This is a genomic window from Amycolatopsis sp. NPDC039088, from assembly GCF_055598845.1.
The window spans coordinates 1-14,929 of the sequence record NZ_JBVKAE010000018.1 but is presented as its reverse complement, the minus strand read 5'-3'; the positions used below and the strand labels follow the sequence as shown (position 1 = coordinate 14,929).

Below are 14,929 nucleotides of genomic sequence, written 5' to 3'. Positions count from 1 at the left end.
TTCATGACCGACAACGTCGCCCCGTTCAAGATCGCCGTCCCCCAGCGGGACCTCGACGACCTCGCCGCCCGCCTGGCGAACACCCGCTGGCCCGACGAGCTCGACGGGGTGGGCTGGGGCCTCGGCACGCCGCTCGGGTACCTCCAGGACCTCGCCGAGTACTGGCGGCTCCGCTACGACTGGCGTGCGCACGAGGAGCGTCTCAACGGGTTCCCGGGCTTCGTGACGAACATCGACGGCGCGAACGTCCACTTCCTGCACGTGCGGTCACCGGAACGGGGCGCGATTCCGCTGGTGCTCACGCATGGCTGGCCTGGGTCCATTGTGGAGTTCCTGGACGTCATCGGGCCGCTGTCCGATCCGCGTGCGTACGGCGGCGACGCCGAAGACGCGTTCCACGTCGTCGTGCCGTCGCTGCCGGGCTTCGGCTTCTCCGGGCCGACGACCGAGGCGGGCTGGGGTTCCGACCGGACAGCCGATGCGTGGCAGGTGCTGATGTCGCGGCTCGGGTACGAGCGGTTCGGGCTGCACGGCGGTGACTGGGGCGCGATCGTTTCGCGTCAGGTGGGCGTCCGGTGCCCGGAGCGGGTGATCGGCACGCATCTGACGATGTTGCCGAGCGCGGTGCCGGAGTCGGAGGACGATCTCGAAGGGCTCACCGGCGCCGAACTCGCGCGGGGTGAGGCGGCACTGGCGCGGCGACGGGAGTTCAACCACGGCGAACTGGGTTACGCGATGATCCAGTCGACCAAGCCGCAAACGCTTGCCTACGGGCTCACCGACTCACCCGCCGGGCAACTCGGGTGGCTGGTGGAGAAGTTCAAGTCCTATTCGGACTCCCGTGACGTTCCCGAAGACGCGATCGACCGCGACGATCTGCTGACCAACGTGATGCTCTACTGGCTCACCGGGACCGCGAACTCGTCGTCGCGGATCTACGCCACGCTGGGTGGGACCTGGGGCGAGGAGCCGCCGAGGTCCACTGTGCCCACCGGGGTCGCCGTGTTCCCGAAGGACACCGGCCTCCCGATGCGGCATCTCGCCGAGCGGACCGACAACATCGTGCACTGGTCCACTCTGGACCGCGGCGGCCACTTCCCGGGACTCGAGGTGCCGGACCTGCTCATCGGGGACCTGCGTGCCTTCTTCCGCACGCTGCGCGACCCACGGCGCGAGTAGTCATCCTGCGGCTGTGCCATGTACTGGAGAAGGTGTGAAGGCCGAGTTTCCTCGCCTGAACCGAGGGAAGGGGGCCGTCACGCGCCGTCGTTGTGACTGGTGTCGCTGCTGAGGCTGGTGATGACCTTCCGGGCCGGTGAGGGGAACTTTGAGGGACTCTGAGTCCCTCAAGGAGTCCTTCACGGTCTCCTTGGCGCTGGTGAGGTGTCAGAGGTACTGGCCGGGTCCGTGTGCCTCGCCGCCGCCTGCCCCGTGCCCGCCAAGGGCGCCGCCGGCGGAAGGTCCGGCCGGGAGCCCCCGGCGCATCTGCTCCAGCTGCACCCGCGCGGCCATCTGCTGCGCGAACAGCGCGGTCTGGATGCCGCTGAACAGCCCTTCCAGCCAGCCGACCAGCTGAGCCTGCGCGATCCGCAGTTCGGCGTCCGACGGCGTCGAGTTCTCGGTGAAGGGCCGGACCAGCCGCTCCAGCTCGTCCTGCAGTTCCGGCGCCAGAGCCTGCTCCAGCTCGCGGATCGAGGTCTGGTGGATCTCGCGCACCCGCGTGCGGCTGGCGTCGTCCAGCGGCGCGGCGCGGACCTCCTCCAGCAGCTGCTTGATCATCGTGCCGATCCGCATCACCTTGGCGGGTTCTTCGACGAGGTCGCCGAGCGACTCCTCGCCGCCGCCGCCCTCGCCCTGCTCTCCGGCGGAGGCGAGGCGCGCGGTGCCGACCGGAGTGCCGTCGGGACCGACGACCACCACGTGGGGTGAGGACTCTCCGCCGCCGTCACCGGGGGTGGTCGATTCGCGGAAATCAGGGTCGGTCATGTGCTCCATCCTGGCTTACGTCGGGCACAAAGCGCAGTGTGGTTTTCGGCGCCGTCTCCGAGCGTAGCGGGAATCGTCGCGCCCCGTGGTCAGGCACCCAACCCCGGGTAAAACGCCAAACCGCACGTCCGTACGGTGTCCCCATGGCGTTCGACGTCGCTCGTATCCGTGGGTTGTTTCCCGCGCTGGGTGACGGCTGGATTCACTTCGACGGCGCCGCCGGAATGCTCGTACCTGAACAGGTCGCTTCGGCCGTATCCACGGCCATGCGCGCTCCGGTGTCCGGGCCGGGCGGAGCGTTTCCGGCCTCCCAGCGTGCGGAAAGCATTGTCACGGCCGCTCGCCGGGCGGTCGCCGACCTCGTCGGCGCCGACCCGGCCGGAGTCGTGCTCGGGCCCAACGCGCCCGATCTCATCCGTCGTCTCGTCGACGCGATGGCCGACCGCTGGACCATCGGCGACGAGGTCGTCGTCTCCCGACTCGACGAAGAGGCCAACCTCGCGCCCTGGCGCCGCGCCGCCAAACGCGTCGGCGCCGTCGTGCGCTGGGGCGAGATCGACATCGAGACCTGCGAGCTGCCCGCGTGGCAGTACGAGAACCTCGTCTCCGCGCGCACCAAGGCCGTCGCGGTCACGCTGGCGTCCGGTTCGGTCGGCACCCGGCCCGACGTCCCGACGGTGATCGAGTTCGCCAAACGCGTGGGCGCGTTGGTAGTCGTCGACGCGACGTACGCGGCGCCGTTCGTGCCGCTGGACCTCAACGCGCTCGGCGCCGACGTGATGGTGGTTTCGGCGCAGGCCTGGGGTGGGCCGTCGGTGGGCGCGCTGGTCTTCCGCGACCCCGAACTGCTCGAACGCCTGCCGTCGGTCTCGCTCGACCCGGCCGCCCGCGGTCCGGCCAGGATGGAGCTCGGGCCGCACGCGTATCCGTTGCTGGCCGGCCTGATCGCGTCGATCGACTATCTGGCCGGTTTGGACGACGCCGCGATGGGCTCGCGCCGCGAGCGGCTGGTGACGTCGCTGGGCTCGGCGAAGTCGTATCACGCGGGACTTCTGGCGCAGCTGTCCACGGAGCTGCGTTCGCTGCGGCACGTCATGGTCATCGGCGACGCCATGCGCCGGATCCCCGCGCTGGCCTTCGCCGTCGCGGGCAAGAAGGCGCCCGAGGTCGCGGAATACCTGGCGTCCCAAGGGCTCTGCGCCTTCGCCGACGACGGCACCAGCGGCGTCTTCGGATCGCTGGGCGCCGCCGAAGTCGGCGGCGCCGTGCGGATCGGCCTCGCGCACTACTCGAACGTCTTCGAGGTCAATCAGCTCGTCCGGGTGCTGGAAGAGATCCGCTAAGACTTGGCAGCCAAAAGAACCTTGCCGAATACCGTGCCGTCTTCGAGCGCGCGGTGCGCGGACGACGCTTCGGCCATCGGCACGACCTGACCGACGATCGGCTTCACCGAACCCTGCTCCACCAGCGGCCACAGCCGTTCGCGGACGTCGGCGACGATCGCCGCCTTCTGCTCCAGCGGCCGCGCCCGCAGGCCCGCGCCGTACAGGCTGCAGCGTTTGCCCAGCAGCTTGCCGATGTTGAGCTCACCCTTGACGCCGCCCTGCATGCCGATGATCACCAGCCTGCCGTCCGTGGTCAGCGCGTCGACGTTGCGGTCGAGGTACTTGGCGCCCATGTTGTCGAGGATGACGTTCGCGCCGCCGGTCTCGGCGCGCAGGACCTCGACGAAATCCTGCTCCTTGTAGTTGATCGCGATGTCGGCGCCGAGCTGGCGGCAGCTTTCCAGCCGGTCCTCCGACCCGGCGGTCACGGCGACCGTCGCGCCGAGTGCCTTGGCGACCTGGATCGCGTGCGTGCCGATGCCGCCCGCGCCGCCGTGGACGAGCAGGACCTCGCCTTCGGACAATTTGGCGTGCATCACCACATTCGCCCAAACCGTGCACGCGACTTCGGGCAGTCCGGCGGCCGCGAGCAATTCGACTTCGGCGGGAAGCGGAAGCAGTTGTCCGGCCGGGACGGCGACCTTTTGTCCATAGCCGCCACCGGCGAGCAAAGCACAAACCTCGTCCCCGATTCGCCATCCTTCGACGCCTTCGCCGATTTCGGCGATCGTGCCCGAACATTCGAGGCCGAGAATTTCGCTGGCACCCGGCGGGGGAGGGTAGTGACCCTGGCGTTGCAGCAGGTCAGCACGGTTGACCGCACTCGCGGCGACCTCGATGACCACTTCGCCTTCGCCCGCTACCGGATCAGGCACTTCGGTCCATTCGAGAACGTCGGGATCGCCGGGCTCACGGATGGTGATCGCATACATACAAACGACCCTATCCCGGTGTCGTAAAGTCCGCCGAACGTCGGTTGACCTGTGGCACAAACCACACAAAGGTGACGCTCATGTCATATTCGCGAAGAAGCATTGTTCCCTCGATCGTGGTGATGGCCACCGCCGCGCTCACGGTCGGGATGGCTCCCGCCGCCACCGCCGTCACGGGGATCGACGGACCCGCGCTGGCCAAGCAGCTCGTCACGAAGGTCGACGTGAACAACGTCAACCGGCATCTGATCGCGCTGCAGCGGATCTCGGACGCGAACGGCGGCCGTCGCGCCGCCAGCACCGAGGGCCACAAGCGGTCCGCGGAGTACGTCGCCACGAAGCTGGAGCAGGCCGGGTACACCGTCACCCGGCAGGAATTCCCCTTCACCTACGCGGAAACCCTCGCCGAAAAGCTGACGGTCGCGGGCGCCGACGTCCCGATCATCATCATGTCCTACAGCCCGTCGACGCCCACGGGCGGAATCACCGCCCCGCTCGCGGTGGTCCCGGTCGACGACACCAGCGGCTGCGAGGCGGCCGACTACGCCGGCGGGGTCACCGGCAAGATCGCGCTGATCCAGCGCGGCGGCTGCTCCTTCGCGCAGAAGCAGGCGACAGCCGCCGAGGCAGGCGCCGTCGGCGCGATCGTCTACAACAACGTCCCCGGCCCGGTCAACGGCACCCTGGGCGACCCGGCCGCCGGCAAGATCCCGACCGGTGGCATCACCCAGGCCGACGGGCAGGCGCTCGCCGCCAAGAACGGCGCCTCGGTCACCCTCGACCTGCGTGCCTTCCAGGAGGCGCGGACCAGCTACAACGTCATCGCCGAGACCAAGACCGGTCGCAAGGACAACGTCGTGATGCTCGGTTCCCACCTCGACAGCGTCACCGAGGGCCCCGGCATCAACGACAACGGCACCGGTTCCGCCGCGCTGCTGGAAACCGCGCTCCAGCTGGGCAGCAAGCCCAAGGTCAACAACGCCGTCCGCTTCGGCTGGTGGAGCGCCGAGGAGTTCGGGCTCGTCGGCTCGACCCACTACGTCAACTCGCTGAGCTTCGAGCAGCAGCTCGACATCGCGCTGTACTTCAACTACGACATGATCGGCTCGCCGAACGCGGCGTACTTCGCCTACGACGGTGACAACTCCGACGGTGTCGGCGCGGGTGCGGGCCCGTACGGTTCCGCGCAGCTCGAGAAGACCCTCGTGGACTACCTCGAGAAGGGCAAGGGCGTCCCGGTCGAGGGCACGGACTTCACCGGTCGTTCGGACTATGGCCGGTTCATCGCCGTCGGCATCCCGGCCGGTGGCCTGTTCACCGGCGCCGAAGGCGTGAAGACCGCGGCTCAGGCGGCGAAGTGGGGCGGTAGCGCCGACGTTCCTTACGACAAGTGCTACCACCAGGCCTGCGACAACCTCGGCAACGTCGACCGCGTCGCGCTCGAGCGCAACTCGGACGCCGTCGCCTGGGCGCTGGGCGTGTACGCGATCAGCACCGAGAACATCAACGGTGTCCCGGGTGGCACGGCCGCGAAGCCGACCGCCGTTCGCGCGGCCGAGCGGTCCGCGCAGCGGAGCATGACGGCTTCGGTGCAGGCTGACGACCACCACGGCACAGTCGCCGCGTAGTCGCTTCAAGCTGCCATGAAAGGACCTTTCCTTGCAAAATTCGCAAGGAAAGGTCCTTTCATGGCGTTGGGGGCAGGAATCAACCCAGGCTGTTGGTCGCGAAGGTGTCGCACCGCGCGGGCTCGCCGGTCTGGAAGCCGGTGGTGAACCACTTCTTCCGCTGCGCCGACGTGCCGTGGCTGAACTGCGACTCGTCGACCCGGCCGCCGCCGAGTTTGGACTGGATGTAGTCGTCACCGATGCGCGAAGCCGTGTCCAGCGCGGAGTTGATGTCCTGCTGGCTGATCTCGCTGATCAGCGGCCGTCCGGTCTCGGTCGGCGTGGTCGTGGCGTGGTTCGCCCAGACACCGGCGTAGCAGTCGGCCTGCAGTTCGAGCCGCACCGATCCCGACGTCGGCCCGCTTCCGGTGCCCTTCTTGGAGACGCCGGTCAGGTTCTGGACGTGGTGGCCGTACTCGTGTGCCAGCACGTACGCCTCCGCGAACGGCCCGCCCTCCGCGCCGAACTTCGTGCGGAGTTCGTTGAAGAACCCGAGGTCGATGTAGACCTCCGAGTCGCCGGGGCAGTAGAACGGTCCGACGTCCGACGTCGCGTTGCCGCAGGCCGTGTTCACGCCGCCGTTGAAGAAGTTCGTGACGGCCTTGCGGTAGGTCGACCCGGACCGCTGGAACTCGCTTCCCCAGTAGTCCTGGATCGAGTTGATGATGGCGACGATCGCGCAGTCGTGCTTCCGGTTCGCGTCCGCGCCGGTCTTGCACTCCTGCGACAGCGACGTGTTGTCCACTTGCTGCCCGGAACCCACGCCGCCCAGACCGCCGAGCCCGCCGGAGGACGGGTTGAGGCTCACGCCGCCGAACTGGGAGATGAGGAAGTAGATGACGAGGCCGACCACGCCGAGCCCGCCGCCGCCGAGCGCCACCCGGCCGCCGATACCGCCACCGCCGCCGCCGCGCATGTCCTCGACTTCGGAGGTGTCCAGGCCCGCGCCTTCGTCGAATCGCACGAGGGAAGCGTAACCGGAGAGGCCCGGATATGCCTGGGTGCGGCCACTTCGCCATGGCCGCACCCAGAACTACCGAGGTTGTCTTGCTCTGATCACCGGTCGGCCGCGATCAACGGGCCGGCGTCCGGCACTGCCGAGGCGGTCGAAGAGGCCGCGAACCCGAAACAGGCACGAGTGACGCCGAATGCGCGAGAATTGTCGAGCGCATCTACAGATGCCCGCGCTCGTCGCTGTTCACAGTCGCGACCGACCCGGATCTTTGCCGTTCCGGTCGCGGGACACAGCAGGCGGTCAACCGCGAGAATCACCCGCCATACCACCACCTGAACCCTTCCCGGCTGGGAGCAGGTCCGGCGCCCTTCCTACGGTGCGCCCGATACTTGCCCGACCATCCGCTGACAAGCAGAATGCGCCTTTTCCCGCCGAGTCTCAACCTTTTCGTAACCCTCCTTCGGGCGAATGTTCTCCCGGGTTTTTCACCGACCGAAAAGTGACCGGTGGGTCTGCGCCTTGTGCGATCAACGATCTACTCTGCGTGGATGGCGGTGGAGCAGAAGAATGTGCGCTGGCTGAACGAGTCCGAGATGGTCGCGTGGCGCTCGTACATCGTCGCCACCATGCGGCTGCGACAGCGCCTGCACCGTGAACTCGCCGAGCGCCACGACGTCACGCTCGCCGACTACGAGGTCCTCGTGTGCCTTTCGCTCCAGCCCGACGACCGGATGCGGATGTCGGAATTGGCGAGCATGCTCGGCTCGACCAAGAGCAGGCTTTCGCACCAGATGGTCCGGCTGGAGGCCGAGGGGATCATCCGGCGCACCCGCGATCCGGCGGACAAACGCGGCGTCGTCGCGGAGATGACCGAACGCGGCAGGGAACTGCTCGCGGGTGCGGCGCCGACGCACGTCGAAGGGGTCCGGGAGCACCTGATCGACTTGCTGAGCCCGGAAGAGCAACAGGTGCTGGGGCAGGCTTTCGAGCGGGTGCTGGATCACCTGTCGGAGATCGACGGTCTTCCGCGCCTGCCCTGATCGGGCCGCCGTGGCCGGGGGATCAGCGGAATGCCGTTCCCGAGCGGAAGGGCGACGGCGAGATCCAGCTCCGTGGTGTTCGACGCGAGAAGCACCTCGTTCGCGGTCAAGGAGACCGCGATCGCGCAGCCGCCGTCGTGCACGGCCGTGAGATGGCCCGCGCGGACGACCGCTTCCACGCCGATCTCGAGGACGATCTCGATCTCGAGGGCGAGCGAGAACGTCGTCGCGTAGGAGTTCACGAACAGTTGCATCGTGACGTTCGTCGACCAGGGGACCGGAATCGTGAACAGTCGCACGATCTCGACACTCGACGGCGCGGCCGCGGTCCGCCGGGCCGCGGCAGCCAGCTCGCCGTACGTCCGCAGCGTGTCGATGATCAGGTGGGCCACGTCGATCTCGAGCTGTGCCGCGATGGCCTCCACGAGCCGTCGCAGCAGCTCGGCCCGCCCGCCGGGGGACAGCCGCTTGACGGTTTGAGCGGCTTCATCCGCGATCCGGCTCTCGGTCAAGGCGTTCGTCAGCGCTTGAGTGCCTCCGCCGTTCGGGAAGAGGACACCGCGGGCAGTGAACCGCGACGGCATCATGACGGCGGCTCCTCGTCCGGTTCTCGCTTTTGTTGCCAGGGTTTGTCCACCCGGACCTGGAGCAGGACCGACATCGAAGGTCGCGCCCGCGTCCCGCCTCGCGCGATCCGCCTCGGCGACAGGTTCGACCGATAGCTGACGTGTCCCGCCACCCATCGCGCCGAACGCTTCGGAAACCCCGCGGCCAGCAGGGAAACCGCGACGGCGAGCAGGAGCCCGGTGCCACCGGCGATGATCAGCACGCCGGTCGAGCCCCCGGTGCCGCCCGGTCCCGAAGCGCCGGGCGGCGAAAGGGTGGCCGGCGCGTCGGTGGTGAGAGTCGTGGTCGTATCCAGCGTGGTGGTCGACCGAGTATCGGGCGGCGTGCTGGACCGCGGAGAGGGTTTGACGACCGGGTCCACCGTGAACGTCACTTCTTCTCCGCGCGGCTTACCGTCGTAGGTGAGCTCGATCTCGTGCGGTCCGACCGTGGCCTCGGCGGGGACCTTGAGTTTCCCGGACCCGGGGCAGTCGAAGTCGCCGGTCGTCCCGGTCAAGTCCACCCACCCGGCCTCGCACCGCGGCGTTGCGGCCACCCGCTGGGATGGCAGGCCCGTCGACGTCGTGGGTGACCGTTCCACCGCACGGGTCACCGTGACGGTGACCGTGGTGCCGGGAACGCCGTGTGACGGCGAGAGGCGGACGGTGAACTCGTCGGCCGCCGCCGCACCGGCCGGTGCGGACAGCGCGACGGCGACGGCCACCGCGACCACGGTGAGAACACGCGTCCGGACGAACATCGACGCCCCCTCAAGCCGTCGAACAGCCCTTATGCGTCGACCATCCGCCGCCCGCCGTCTCGCGGATAGGGAAGAAAGTCACCGTGGGTGAGAATTGCCCCTGAATGTCGGCAGGTCACTTCAGCAGTGCGTTGATCCGGGCCACCTGGCGCGTCAGGTGGGCGCGCTCGGCGAGGTTGGCCGCCTTCTGGACCGCCTCGCTGTACAGCCGTGCCGCAGCGACCAGGTCGCCGTCGCGCTCGTGGAGGTAAGCCGCCACGGCGGCGTAGCGCGGCAGCGAGTCGTCCAGTTCCGCGAGCGCTGTCAGGCCGGCCCGCGGCCCATCGGCCTCGCCGACGGCCACCGCGCGGTTGAGCCGGACGACCGGGCTGCCGGTCAGGCGGACGAGTTCGTCGTACCACTCGACGATCTGAACCCAGTCGGTCTCCTCGGCGGCGGGAGCGTCGGCGTGCAGGGCCGCGATGGCGGCCTGCGCCTGGAATTCGCCGAGCTCGTCACGAGCCAGCGCCGCCTGCAGGATCTCCACGCCCTCGGCGATCAGGCGCGTGTCCCATCGGCCGCGGTCTTGTTCGGCGAGCGGCACCAGCTCGCCGTCGGCGGTGGTCCTGGCGGCACGCCGGGCGTGGTGGAGCAGCATGAGGGCGAGCAGCCCGCGCACCTCGGGATGGTCGATCGCCTCCGCGAGCCGACGCGTGAGCCGGATGGCTTCGGCGGCGAGGTCGACGTCGCCGGAGTAGCCCTCGTTGAAGACCAGGTAGAGCACGCGCAGCACGGTCGCGACGTCGCCTGCCTGGTCGAACCGCACGCTGGACACGGTGCGCTTGGCCCGGCTGATGCGCTGCGCCATGGTCGCCTCCGGCACCAGATAGGCCTCCGCGATCTGGCGGGTGGTCAGCCCGCCGACGGCGCGCAGCGTGAGCGCGACCGCGGATGACGGCGTCAGCGACGGGTGGGCGCACAGGAAGTAGAGCTGCAGCGTGTCGTCCACCGCGGGAGCGGGTCCGGGTTCCGGCTCGTCGTCGACGAGCTCCTCGCGACGGCGCCGGGCGGCGTCCGACCGGGCCATGTCGAGGAACTTGCGCCAGGCGACGGTGACGAGCCAGCCCTTCGGATCCTTCGGGCGGTCGCCTGGCCAGACGCGGACGGCCTCGATCAGCGCTTCCTGTACGGCGTCCTCGGCCGCCGCGAAGTCGGCTCCGCGGCGGACGAGGATGCCGAGGACGTTCGGTGTGAGGCCCCGCAACAGGGTCTCGTCCAGCTCGGCGGTCACTCCGTGATGACGGGCGGTTCGCCCCAGAGCGGACGCAGTTCGAGCCACTCCTGGACCGGTTTTCCGCCCGCTCCCGGAGCGGCCGACAACTCGGCCGCCAGTTCGAGCGCGCGCTCATGGCTGTCGACGTCGATGATCGTCCAGCCGGCGATGAGGTCCTTGGTTTCGGCGAAAGGGCCGTCGGTGACCGGCGGGCGGCCTTCGCCGTCGTACCGGACCCATGTCCCGCTCGGGGCGAGCGCACGGTGCTCGACGAACTCGCCGGTCTGTTCGAGCCGTTTCCCGAAGTCCTCCATGTACTTCACGTGCGCCGTGATCTCCTCCGGCGTCCACTGCTCCATCGGCACGTCGTTGACCGAGGCCGGAGCGCCGCGATAGTGCTTGAGCAGCAGGTACTTGGGCATGCCGGAAGGGTAATGGCAGTCTGCCGGTCCTTCTGCCTGGTGGTCTATACATCCGACCTCTAGCGTCCTTATCGCGTTCCTCCATCGTGAAAGGAAGAGCCCTTGTCCAAGGCGAAATGGCGATCCGCCTGCTTGCTCGTGACCATCGGTCTCGTCTGTGGCTTGCTCACCGGAGAGGCCGTGGCATCCGATGAATCGGCAGGCCAGGACCACAGCAGACCCCTGCCACCCGGCGCGGCCCCGGTGGCCCCGCTCGCTCCCGCCGTCGCTCAGGCGCAGATCGCCGCCAACCCGGTGATCTGCGAGGGTGACGGCGTCTCCGGCAAGCGCGTCGAGCTGGTCTACGTCCGAGAGGCCGGTCAGCCCGACCGGTACGCGGCCGTCGTGCCGTCCCTGCGTGCCTACGCGTCCGGGATCGACGACTCGTTCAACGACAGCGCCGCGGCGACGGGTGGCAGCAGGCATCTCCGCTACGTGACGACCGCCGGCGCGGGCTGCCAGGTCGCCGTCGGCAGCCTCGTGGTCCCCGACGGCACGTACAAATCCGGTGCGATCCGCGAACTCGCCATCAAAGCCGGCTTCCACAACGCCGATCGCGACTACATGCTGTTCTCCGACAACCCCCTCACCTGTGCCGGCACCTGGGGCGACAGCGACGACCAGCCCGGCCCCGCCAACGCGTTCAACAACGGCAGGCACTACACGGAAATCGCCGTCCCCTGCTGGGGCGTCAACGCCGCCGCCCACGAACTGGGCCACATGCTCGGCGCGGTACTGCCGGGGGCCCCGCACTACCAGGGCGGCGGGCACTGCTCCCAGGAATGGGACCTGATGTGTTACGGCGACACCCAGTCCTTCGACTGCACACAGCGCGATTTCGATCGGCTGCTGGACTGCGGCAACGACGACTACTTCAGCACCGCCCCCACCCCCGGCAGCTGGCTCGCCACCCACTGGAACGTCGCCAACAGTGCCTTCCTGATCAAGAAGGACACTCCCGACAACGACGACGGGCACGCACAGGGCGGGAAGACCTACGTCATCACCGGCAGCAGTGGCAACGCCATCGACGTCGTCGGTTCGTCGACCGGCGGCCTCGTCAAGCTGAGCCAGCGGCCCCGGAACGACGCACTGAGCCAGAAGTGGATCCTGGGGTACGACACCGGTCTCCAGCTCGTCAACGCCAACAGCCAGTTGTGCGCCGACAGCGCCCAGAGCGGGACGGCACCCGGCACGCAGATCCTTCAGTACAACTGCAACGGCCAGAACGGGATGCGGTGGGCGTTCCAGCCGCTCGGCAACGGCCGTGTGGCGATCTTCAACTATTTGACGGGCTACGCGATCACCGACGGCGGCGCGTATCCGGCCCCGCTGGTCCAGCAGCCCTACACCGGTGCGGCCAACCAGCAGTGGACCTTGAACCCCGTCGCCGACCCCGGCCCGAAGGCGGGCAAGAAGTACTACCTCTCCGTCGCCACCAACGGCAACAGCGCGGCCGTGGTCGACGGCTCGACGTCGGCCGGGGCGAAGATCACGAACGTGGCCAGGCAGAACGACAACGGCCAGAAGTGGAAGCTCACCGACGCGGGCGGCGGCTACTGGAAGATCGTCAACGAGCGGAGCGGCCAGTGCCTCCGGCCGGTCTTCGGCAGCACCGCGGAAGGCGCGCTACTCGAACAAACGCATTGCGGTTCGGCCGTCGACCAGCAGTGGAAGCTGCTCCGGAGTGCCGACATGCGCTACGGACTGGTGAACCGGGCCAGCAAGCTGGCGGTGCGGCAGGTCGACAACGGCACGGCGTCGCTCCTGGAACAGCGGCCTTTCGTGGGCGGCCGTAGCGACGAGACCGTCTGGGCTCTCGTGCCCGCGTGACGAAAAGCGCCCCAGGCCCGTGGCCTGGGGCGCTTTTCAAGACTGGCGGTAGCGGTGGGATTCGAACCCACGGAGGACAGAGCCCTCGCATGTTTTCAAGACATGTTCCTTCGGCCGCTCGGACACGCTACCGCCGTCGAGGATATCCGACGGTTCCGTGTCGGAACGCTTCGGATCTAGTCGAAGTCCCAGTCGGTCAGGATGCCCACGAAGATGACGCCCGCCAGGATCAGCACGAGGAGGGCGACGCCGATGTAGCCGATGATGATCGCCGCGAGCGCCATCCCCTGCCCGCCCGCTTCACCGCGTTTGGCCTTGGAGTGCGCGATATGCCCCATGATGACGCCGATCGGCGACGGCAGCCCGCTGCAGACGACCAGGCTGGCGATCGACACGATCAGCGCCGCGGTCGCCAGGCCCTGTTCCTGCGGCGGCATCGGCGGACCGTATCCGTAACCCGGCTGCTGGTACGGCTGCCCGTAAGGCTGCTGCTGCTGACCGTAGGGATCCTGCGGATATGTCACCGACACACCGTAACCGCCCGAGCGCGGTTCAGGAGGCCTGACTCTTCGCGGCTTTCGCGGCGATGCGCGCCTGGACCTCCGGACGGCGCAACGGCGGCACCGTCGGCGGCGGCTGACGGCGTGCGGGCAGTTCGGAGAGCAGCCGTTCGGTGATCCGGGTGACCTCGGCGACGGCGGCCTCGAACGGTTCGCGCGTGGCGTCCGAGAGGCTTTGCACCCCGGTCACCTTGCGCACGTATTGGCGGGCGGCGGCCTCGATCTCTTCCGGCGTCGCCGCCGGCTCCAGGCCTCGAAGCGTGGTGATGTTCCGGCACATGCCCCGATCGTACGTCCGGCCACCGACGCTTCCGGGCGCTTCGATCACACAGTCGGTTAGAAGCTGCCCCGGTTCGTTGACGCCGAAAAACGTGCTTGGGCACTCTCGGCGGAGTGCCCCTCAGACCCCGTTCGCTACGCCGTGCCCCCGTCGAGCCGATCCCCGAACCCGCCGAACCCTCACCGATACCGGAACAGGTCTGGCAACGCGTCCCGATCGACGCACTGATCGACCTCGTCACCGAGGTCTTCACCGCCCACGACCTGCCGTGGTCGCGTGCCCGCATGGCCGCCGAGGCGCTGTGCCACGGCGACCTCACCGGCACCCCGGAGACCGGGGTCGCCGAGCTGACCCGGCTGCATCTGCCGATGCTGACGAACGGCATGGTGCGGCCGAGGGCCGAACCGCTGATGATCGCCGACCGCGGCGCCGCCGCCCTGATCGACTATCGCCGCGCGCCGGGACTGTGGGCCGTCGGCGACGCGATGGACCGGGCGGTGACCAGGGCCGGCCGGTACGGCGTCGGGCTCATGTCGGTCCGCGGCGTCGGTCCGTTCGGCCGCGCCGGGCACCATGCCGCGAGGGCGTTGCCGCACACCATGATCGGTCTCGTCATGGCGGCGGGCGGGGAGCGCGGGACGGCCGCGAATCCGCTCGGCATGGCCGCCCCCGCCGGCGCGTATCCCGAATTCGTCCTCGATCTGGACACGCTGGCGGACGTAGACAGCGCCGCCGTCGCCGGATTCGCCCTGCTGGTCGAGATCTTCGCCGGGGTGTTGTCCGGCGTCGGCGATCACGACCACGACACCGGACTGATGGTGATGGCCATCGCGCCGACGACGCTTCGCAGCGCCGATGGTTTCTACAAGGCCGCGAGCGCGTTGTTCGGGAGCCTGCTCGGCTGGGAGGGCGGGACGCCGGTCCGCTATCCCGGCTGGCGCGAGGCGCAGTACCTCGAACAGTGCCAGGCGCTGGGTGTCCCGCTGAACGAGCCGGTGCACCGCGAACTCGAGGAACTCGCCAGGGCGTTGCGCCTGCCGCCGCTGCAGGGCCGCTAGGCCCTTAGGGAACGGGAGTCTCAAATGTCCGGTGTCTGCGTGGGGGTCGTGAGTGTTTTGTGTCGTTCTGGCCGACGGTGTTTTGGTTACCTACGGCGGGTGAGCCGGGTAGCGCTGGGTCCGTGAAGGACTCCTTGAGGGACTCTGGGTCCCT

At 68.8% G+C, this 14,929-nt stretch carries 15 protein-coding genes and 1 tRNA gene; 6 read left to right on the top strand and 10 right to left on the bottom strand.

The window, feature by feature from the left end; genetic code table 11:
- The first annotated feature begins 3 nt into the window (after positions 1–3).
- Positions 4–1,179 (top strand): epoxide hydrolase family protein, encoded by a 1,176-nt coding sequence (locus ACZ7KI_RS22960; RefSeq protein ID WP_470275147.1) that lies wholly within the window; start codon positions 4–6, stop codon positions 1,177–1,179.
- A 207-nt stretch (positions 1,180–1,386) separates the two neighbouring features.
- On the opposite strand, the gene ACZ7KI_RS22955 is transcribed toward ACZ7KI_RS22960, so the two are convergent.
- Positions 1,387–1,995, bottom strand: a complete 609-nt coding sequence (locus tag ACZ7KI_RS22955; protein WP_470275146.1) for a bacterial proteasome activator family protein — start codon at positions 1,993–1,995, stop codon at positions 1,387–1,389.
- A 134-nt stretch (positions 1,996–2,129) separates the two neighbouring features.
- Here ACZ7KI_RS22955 and ACZ7KI_RS22950 point away from each other — a divergent pair, with 134 nt between their 5' ends.
- Entirely contained in the window at positions 2,130–3,329 is a 1,200-nt protein-coding gene (locus ACZ7KI_RS22950) for a cysteine desulfurase-like protein (RefSeq protein ID WP_037315320.1), read from the top strand.
- On the opposite strand, the gene ACZ7KI_RS22945 is transcribed toward ACZ7KI_RS22950, so the two are convergent.
- A complete protein-coding gene (locus tag ACZ7KI_RS22945; RefSeq protein WP_470275145.1) occupies positions 3,326–4,303 on the bottom strand; it encodes an NAD(P)H-quinone oxidoreductase in 978 nt (325 codons plus the stop codon). The two genes, ACZ7KI_RS22950 and ACZ7KI_RS22945, sit on opposite strands and share 4 nt — an antisense overlap.
- A gap of 80 nt (positions 4,304–4,383) precedes the next feature.
- Here ACZ7KI_RS22945 and ACZ7KI_RS22940 point away from each other — a divergent pair, with 80 nt between their 5' ends.
- Positions 4,384–5,931, top strand: a complete 1,548-nt coding sequence (locus ACZ7KI_RS22940; RefSeq protein WP_470275144.1) for a M28 family metallopeptidase — start codon at positions 4,384–4,386, stop codon at positions 5,929–5,931.
- A 79-nt stretch (positions 5,932–6,010) separates the two neighbouring features.
- On the opposite strand, the gene ypfJ is transcribed toward ACZ7KI_RS22940, so the two are convergent.
- A complete protein-coding gene (gene ypfJ / locus ACZ7KI_RS22935; RefSeq protein ID WP_470275143.1) occupies positions 6,011–6,934 on the bottom strand; it encodes a KPN_02809 family neutral zinc metallopeptidase in 924 nt (307 codons plus the stop codon).
- A 539-nt stretch (positions 6,935–7,473) separates the two neighbouring features.
- Here ypfJ and ACZ7KI_RS22930 point away from each other — a divergent pair.
- On the top strand, positions 7,474–7,965 hold the full coding sequence (locus tag ACZ7KI_RS22930; protein ID WP_470275142.1) for a MarR family winged helix-turn-helix transcriptional regulator: 492 nt from the start codon (positions 7,474–7,476) through the stop codon (positions 7,963–7,965).
- On the opposite strand, the gene ACZ7KI_RS22925 is transcribed toward ACZ7KI_RS22930, so the two are convergent.
- From ACZ7KI_RS22925 to ACZ7KI_RS22910, 4 genes are all read right to left on the bottom strand, one after another.
- On the bottom strand, positions 7,926–8,552 hold the full coding sequence (locus ACZ7KI_RS22925) for a hypothetical protein (protein ID WP_470275141.1): 627 nt from the start codon (positions 8,550–8,552) through the stop codon (positions 7,926–7,928). The two genes, ACZ7KI_RS22930 and ACZ7KI_RS22925, sit on opposite strands and share 40 nt — an antisense overlap.
- On the bottom strand, positions 8,549–9,331 hold the full coding sequence (locus ACZ7KI_RS22920; RefSeq protein ID WP_470275140.1) for a hypothetical protein: 783 nt from the start codon (positions 9,329–9,331) through the stop codon (positions 8,549–8,551). The genes ACZ7KI_RS22925 and ACZ7KI_RS22920 overlap by 4 nt, the downstream gene beginning before the upstream one ends.
- 115 nt (positions 9,332–9,446) lie before the next feature.
- Complete coding sequence (locus ACZ7KI_RS22915; protein WP_470275139.1) at positions 9,447–10,601, bottom strand: RNA polymerase sigma factor; 1,155 nt, start codon at positions 10,599–10,601, stop codon at positions 9,447–9,449.
- Positions 10,598–11,005 carry a YciI family protein gene (locus ACZ7KI_RS22910; protein ID WP_470275138.1) on the bottom strand — a complete coding sequence of 136 codons (408 nt, stop codon included), beginning with the start codon at positions 11,003–11,005 and terminating at the stop codon, positions 10,598–10,600. Before ACZ7KI_RS22910 ends, ACZ7KI_RS22915 begins: the two co-directional genes overlap by 4 nt.
- Positions 11,006–11,185: 180 nt before the next feature.
- Between ACZ7KI_RS22910 and ACZ7KI_RS22905 the strand changes: the two genes are divergently transcribed.
- A complete protein-coding gene (locus ACZ7KI_RS22905) occupies positions 11,186–12,877 on the top strand; it encodes an RICIN domain-containing protein (protein ID WP_470275137.1) in 1,692 nt (563 codons plus the stop codon).
- A 43-nt stretch (positions 12,878–12,920) separates the two neighbouring features.
- On the opposite strand, the gene ACZ7KI_RS22900 is transcribed toward ACZ7KI_RS22905, so the two are convergent.
- The 3 genes from ACZ7KI_RS22900 to ACZ7KI_RS22890 all read right to left on the bottom strand — a co-directional run bounded on the left by ACZ7KI_RS22900 (position 12,921) and on the right by ACZ7KI_RS22890 (position 13,717).
- Positions 12,921–13,009, bottom strand: a tRNA-Ser gene (locus ACZ7KI_RS22900).
- A 44-nt stretch (positions 13,010–13,053) separates the two neighbouring features.
- Positions 13,054–13,401, bottom strand: a complete 348-nt coding sequence (locus tag ACZ7KI_RS22895) for a DUF4190 domain-containing protein (protein ID WP_470275136.1) — start codon at positions 13,399–13,401, stop codon at positions 13,054–13,056.
- Between the two features lie 28 nt (positions 13,402–13,429).
- Entirely contained in the window at positions 13,430–13,717 is a 288-nt protein-coding gene (locus ACZ7KI_RS22890) for a DUF2277 domain-containing protein (protein ID WP_465500472.1), read from the bottom strand.
- Positions 13,718–13,830: 113 nt separating this feature from the next.
- Between ACZ7KI_RS22890 and ACZ7KI_RS22885 the strand changes: the two genes are divergently transcribed.
- Positions 13,831–14,775, top strand: a complete 945-nt coding sequence (locus ACZ7KI_RS22885; protein ID WP_470275135.1) for an Ldh family oxidoreductase — start codon at positions 13,831–13,833, stop codon at positions 14,773–14,775.
- Positions 14,776–14,929: the final 154 nt, after the last annotated feature.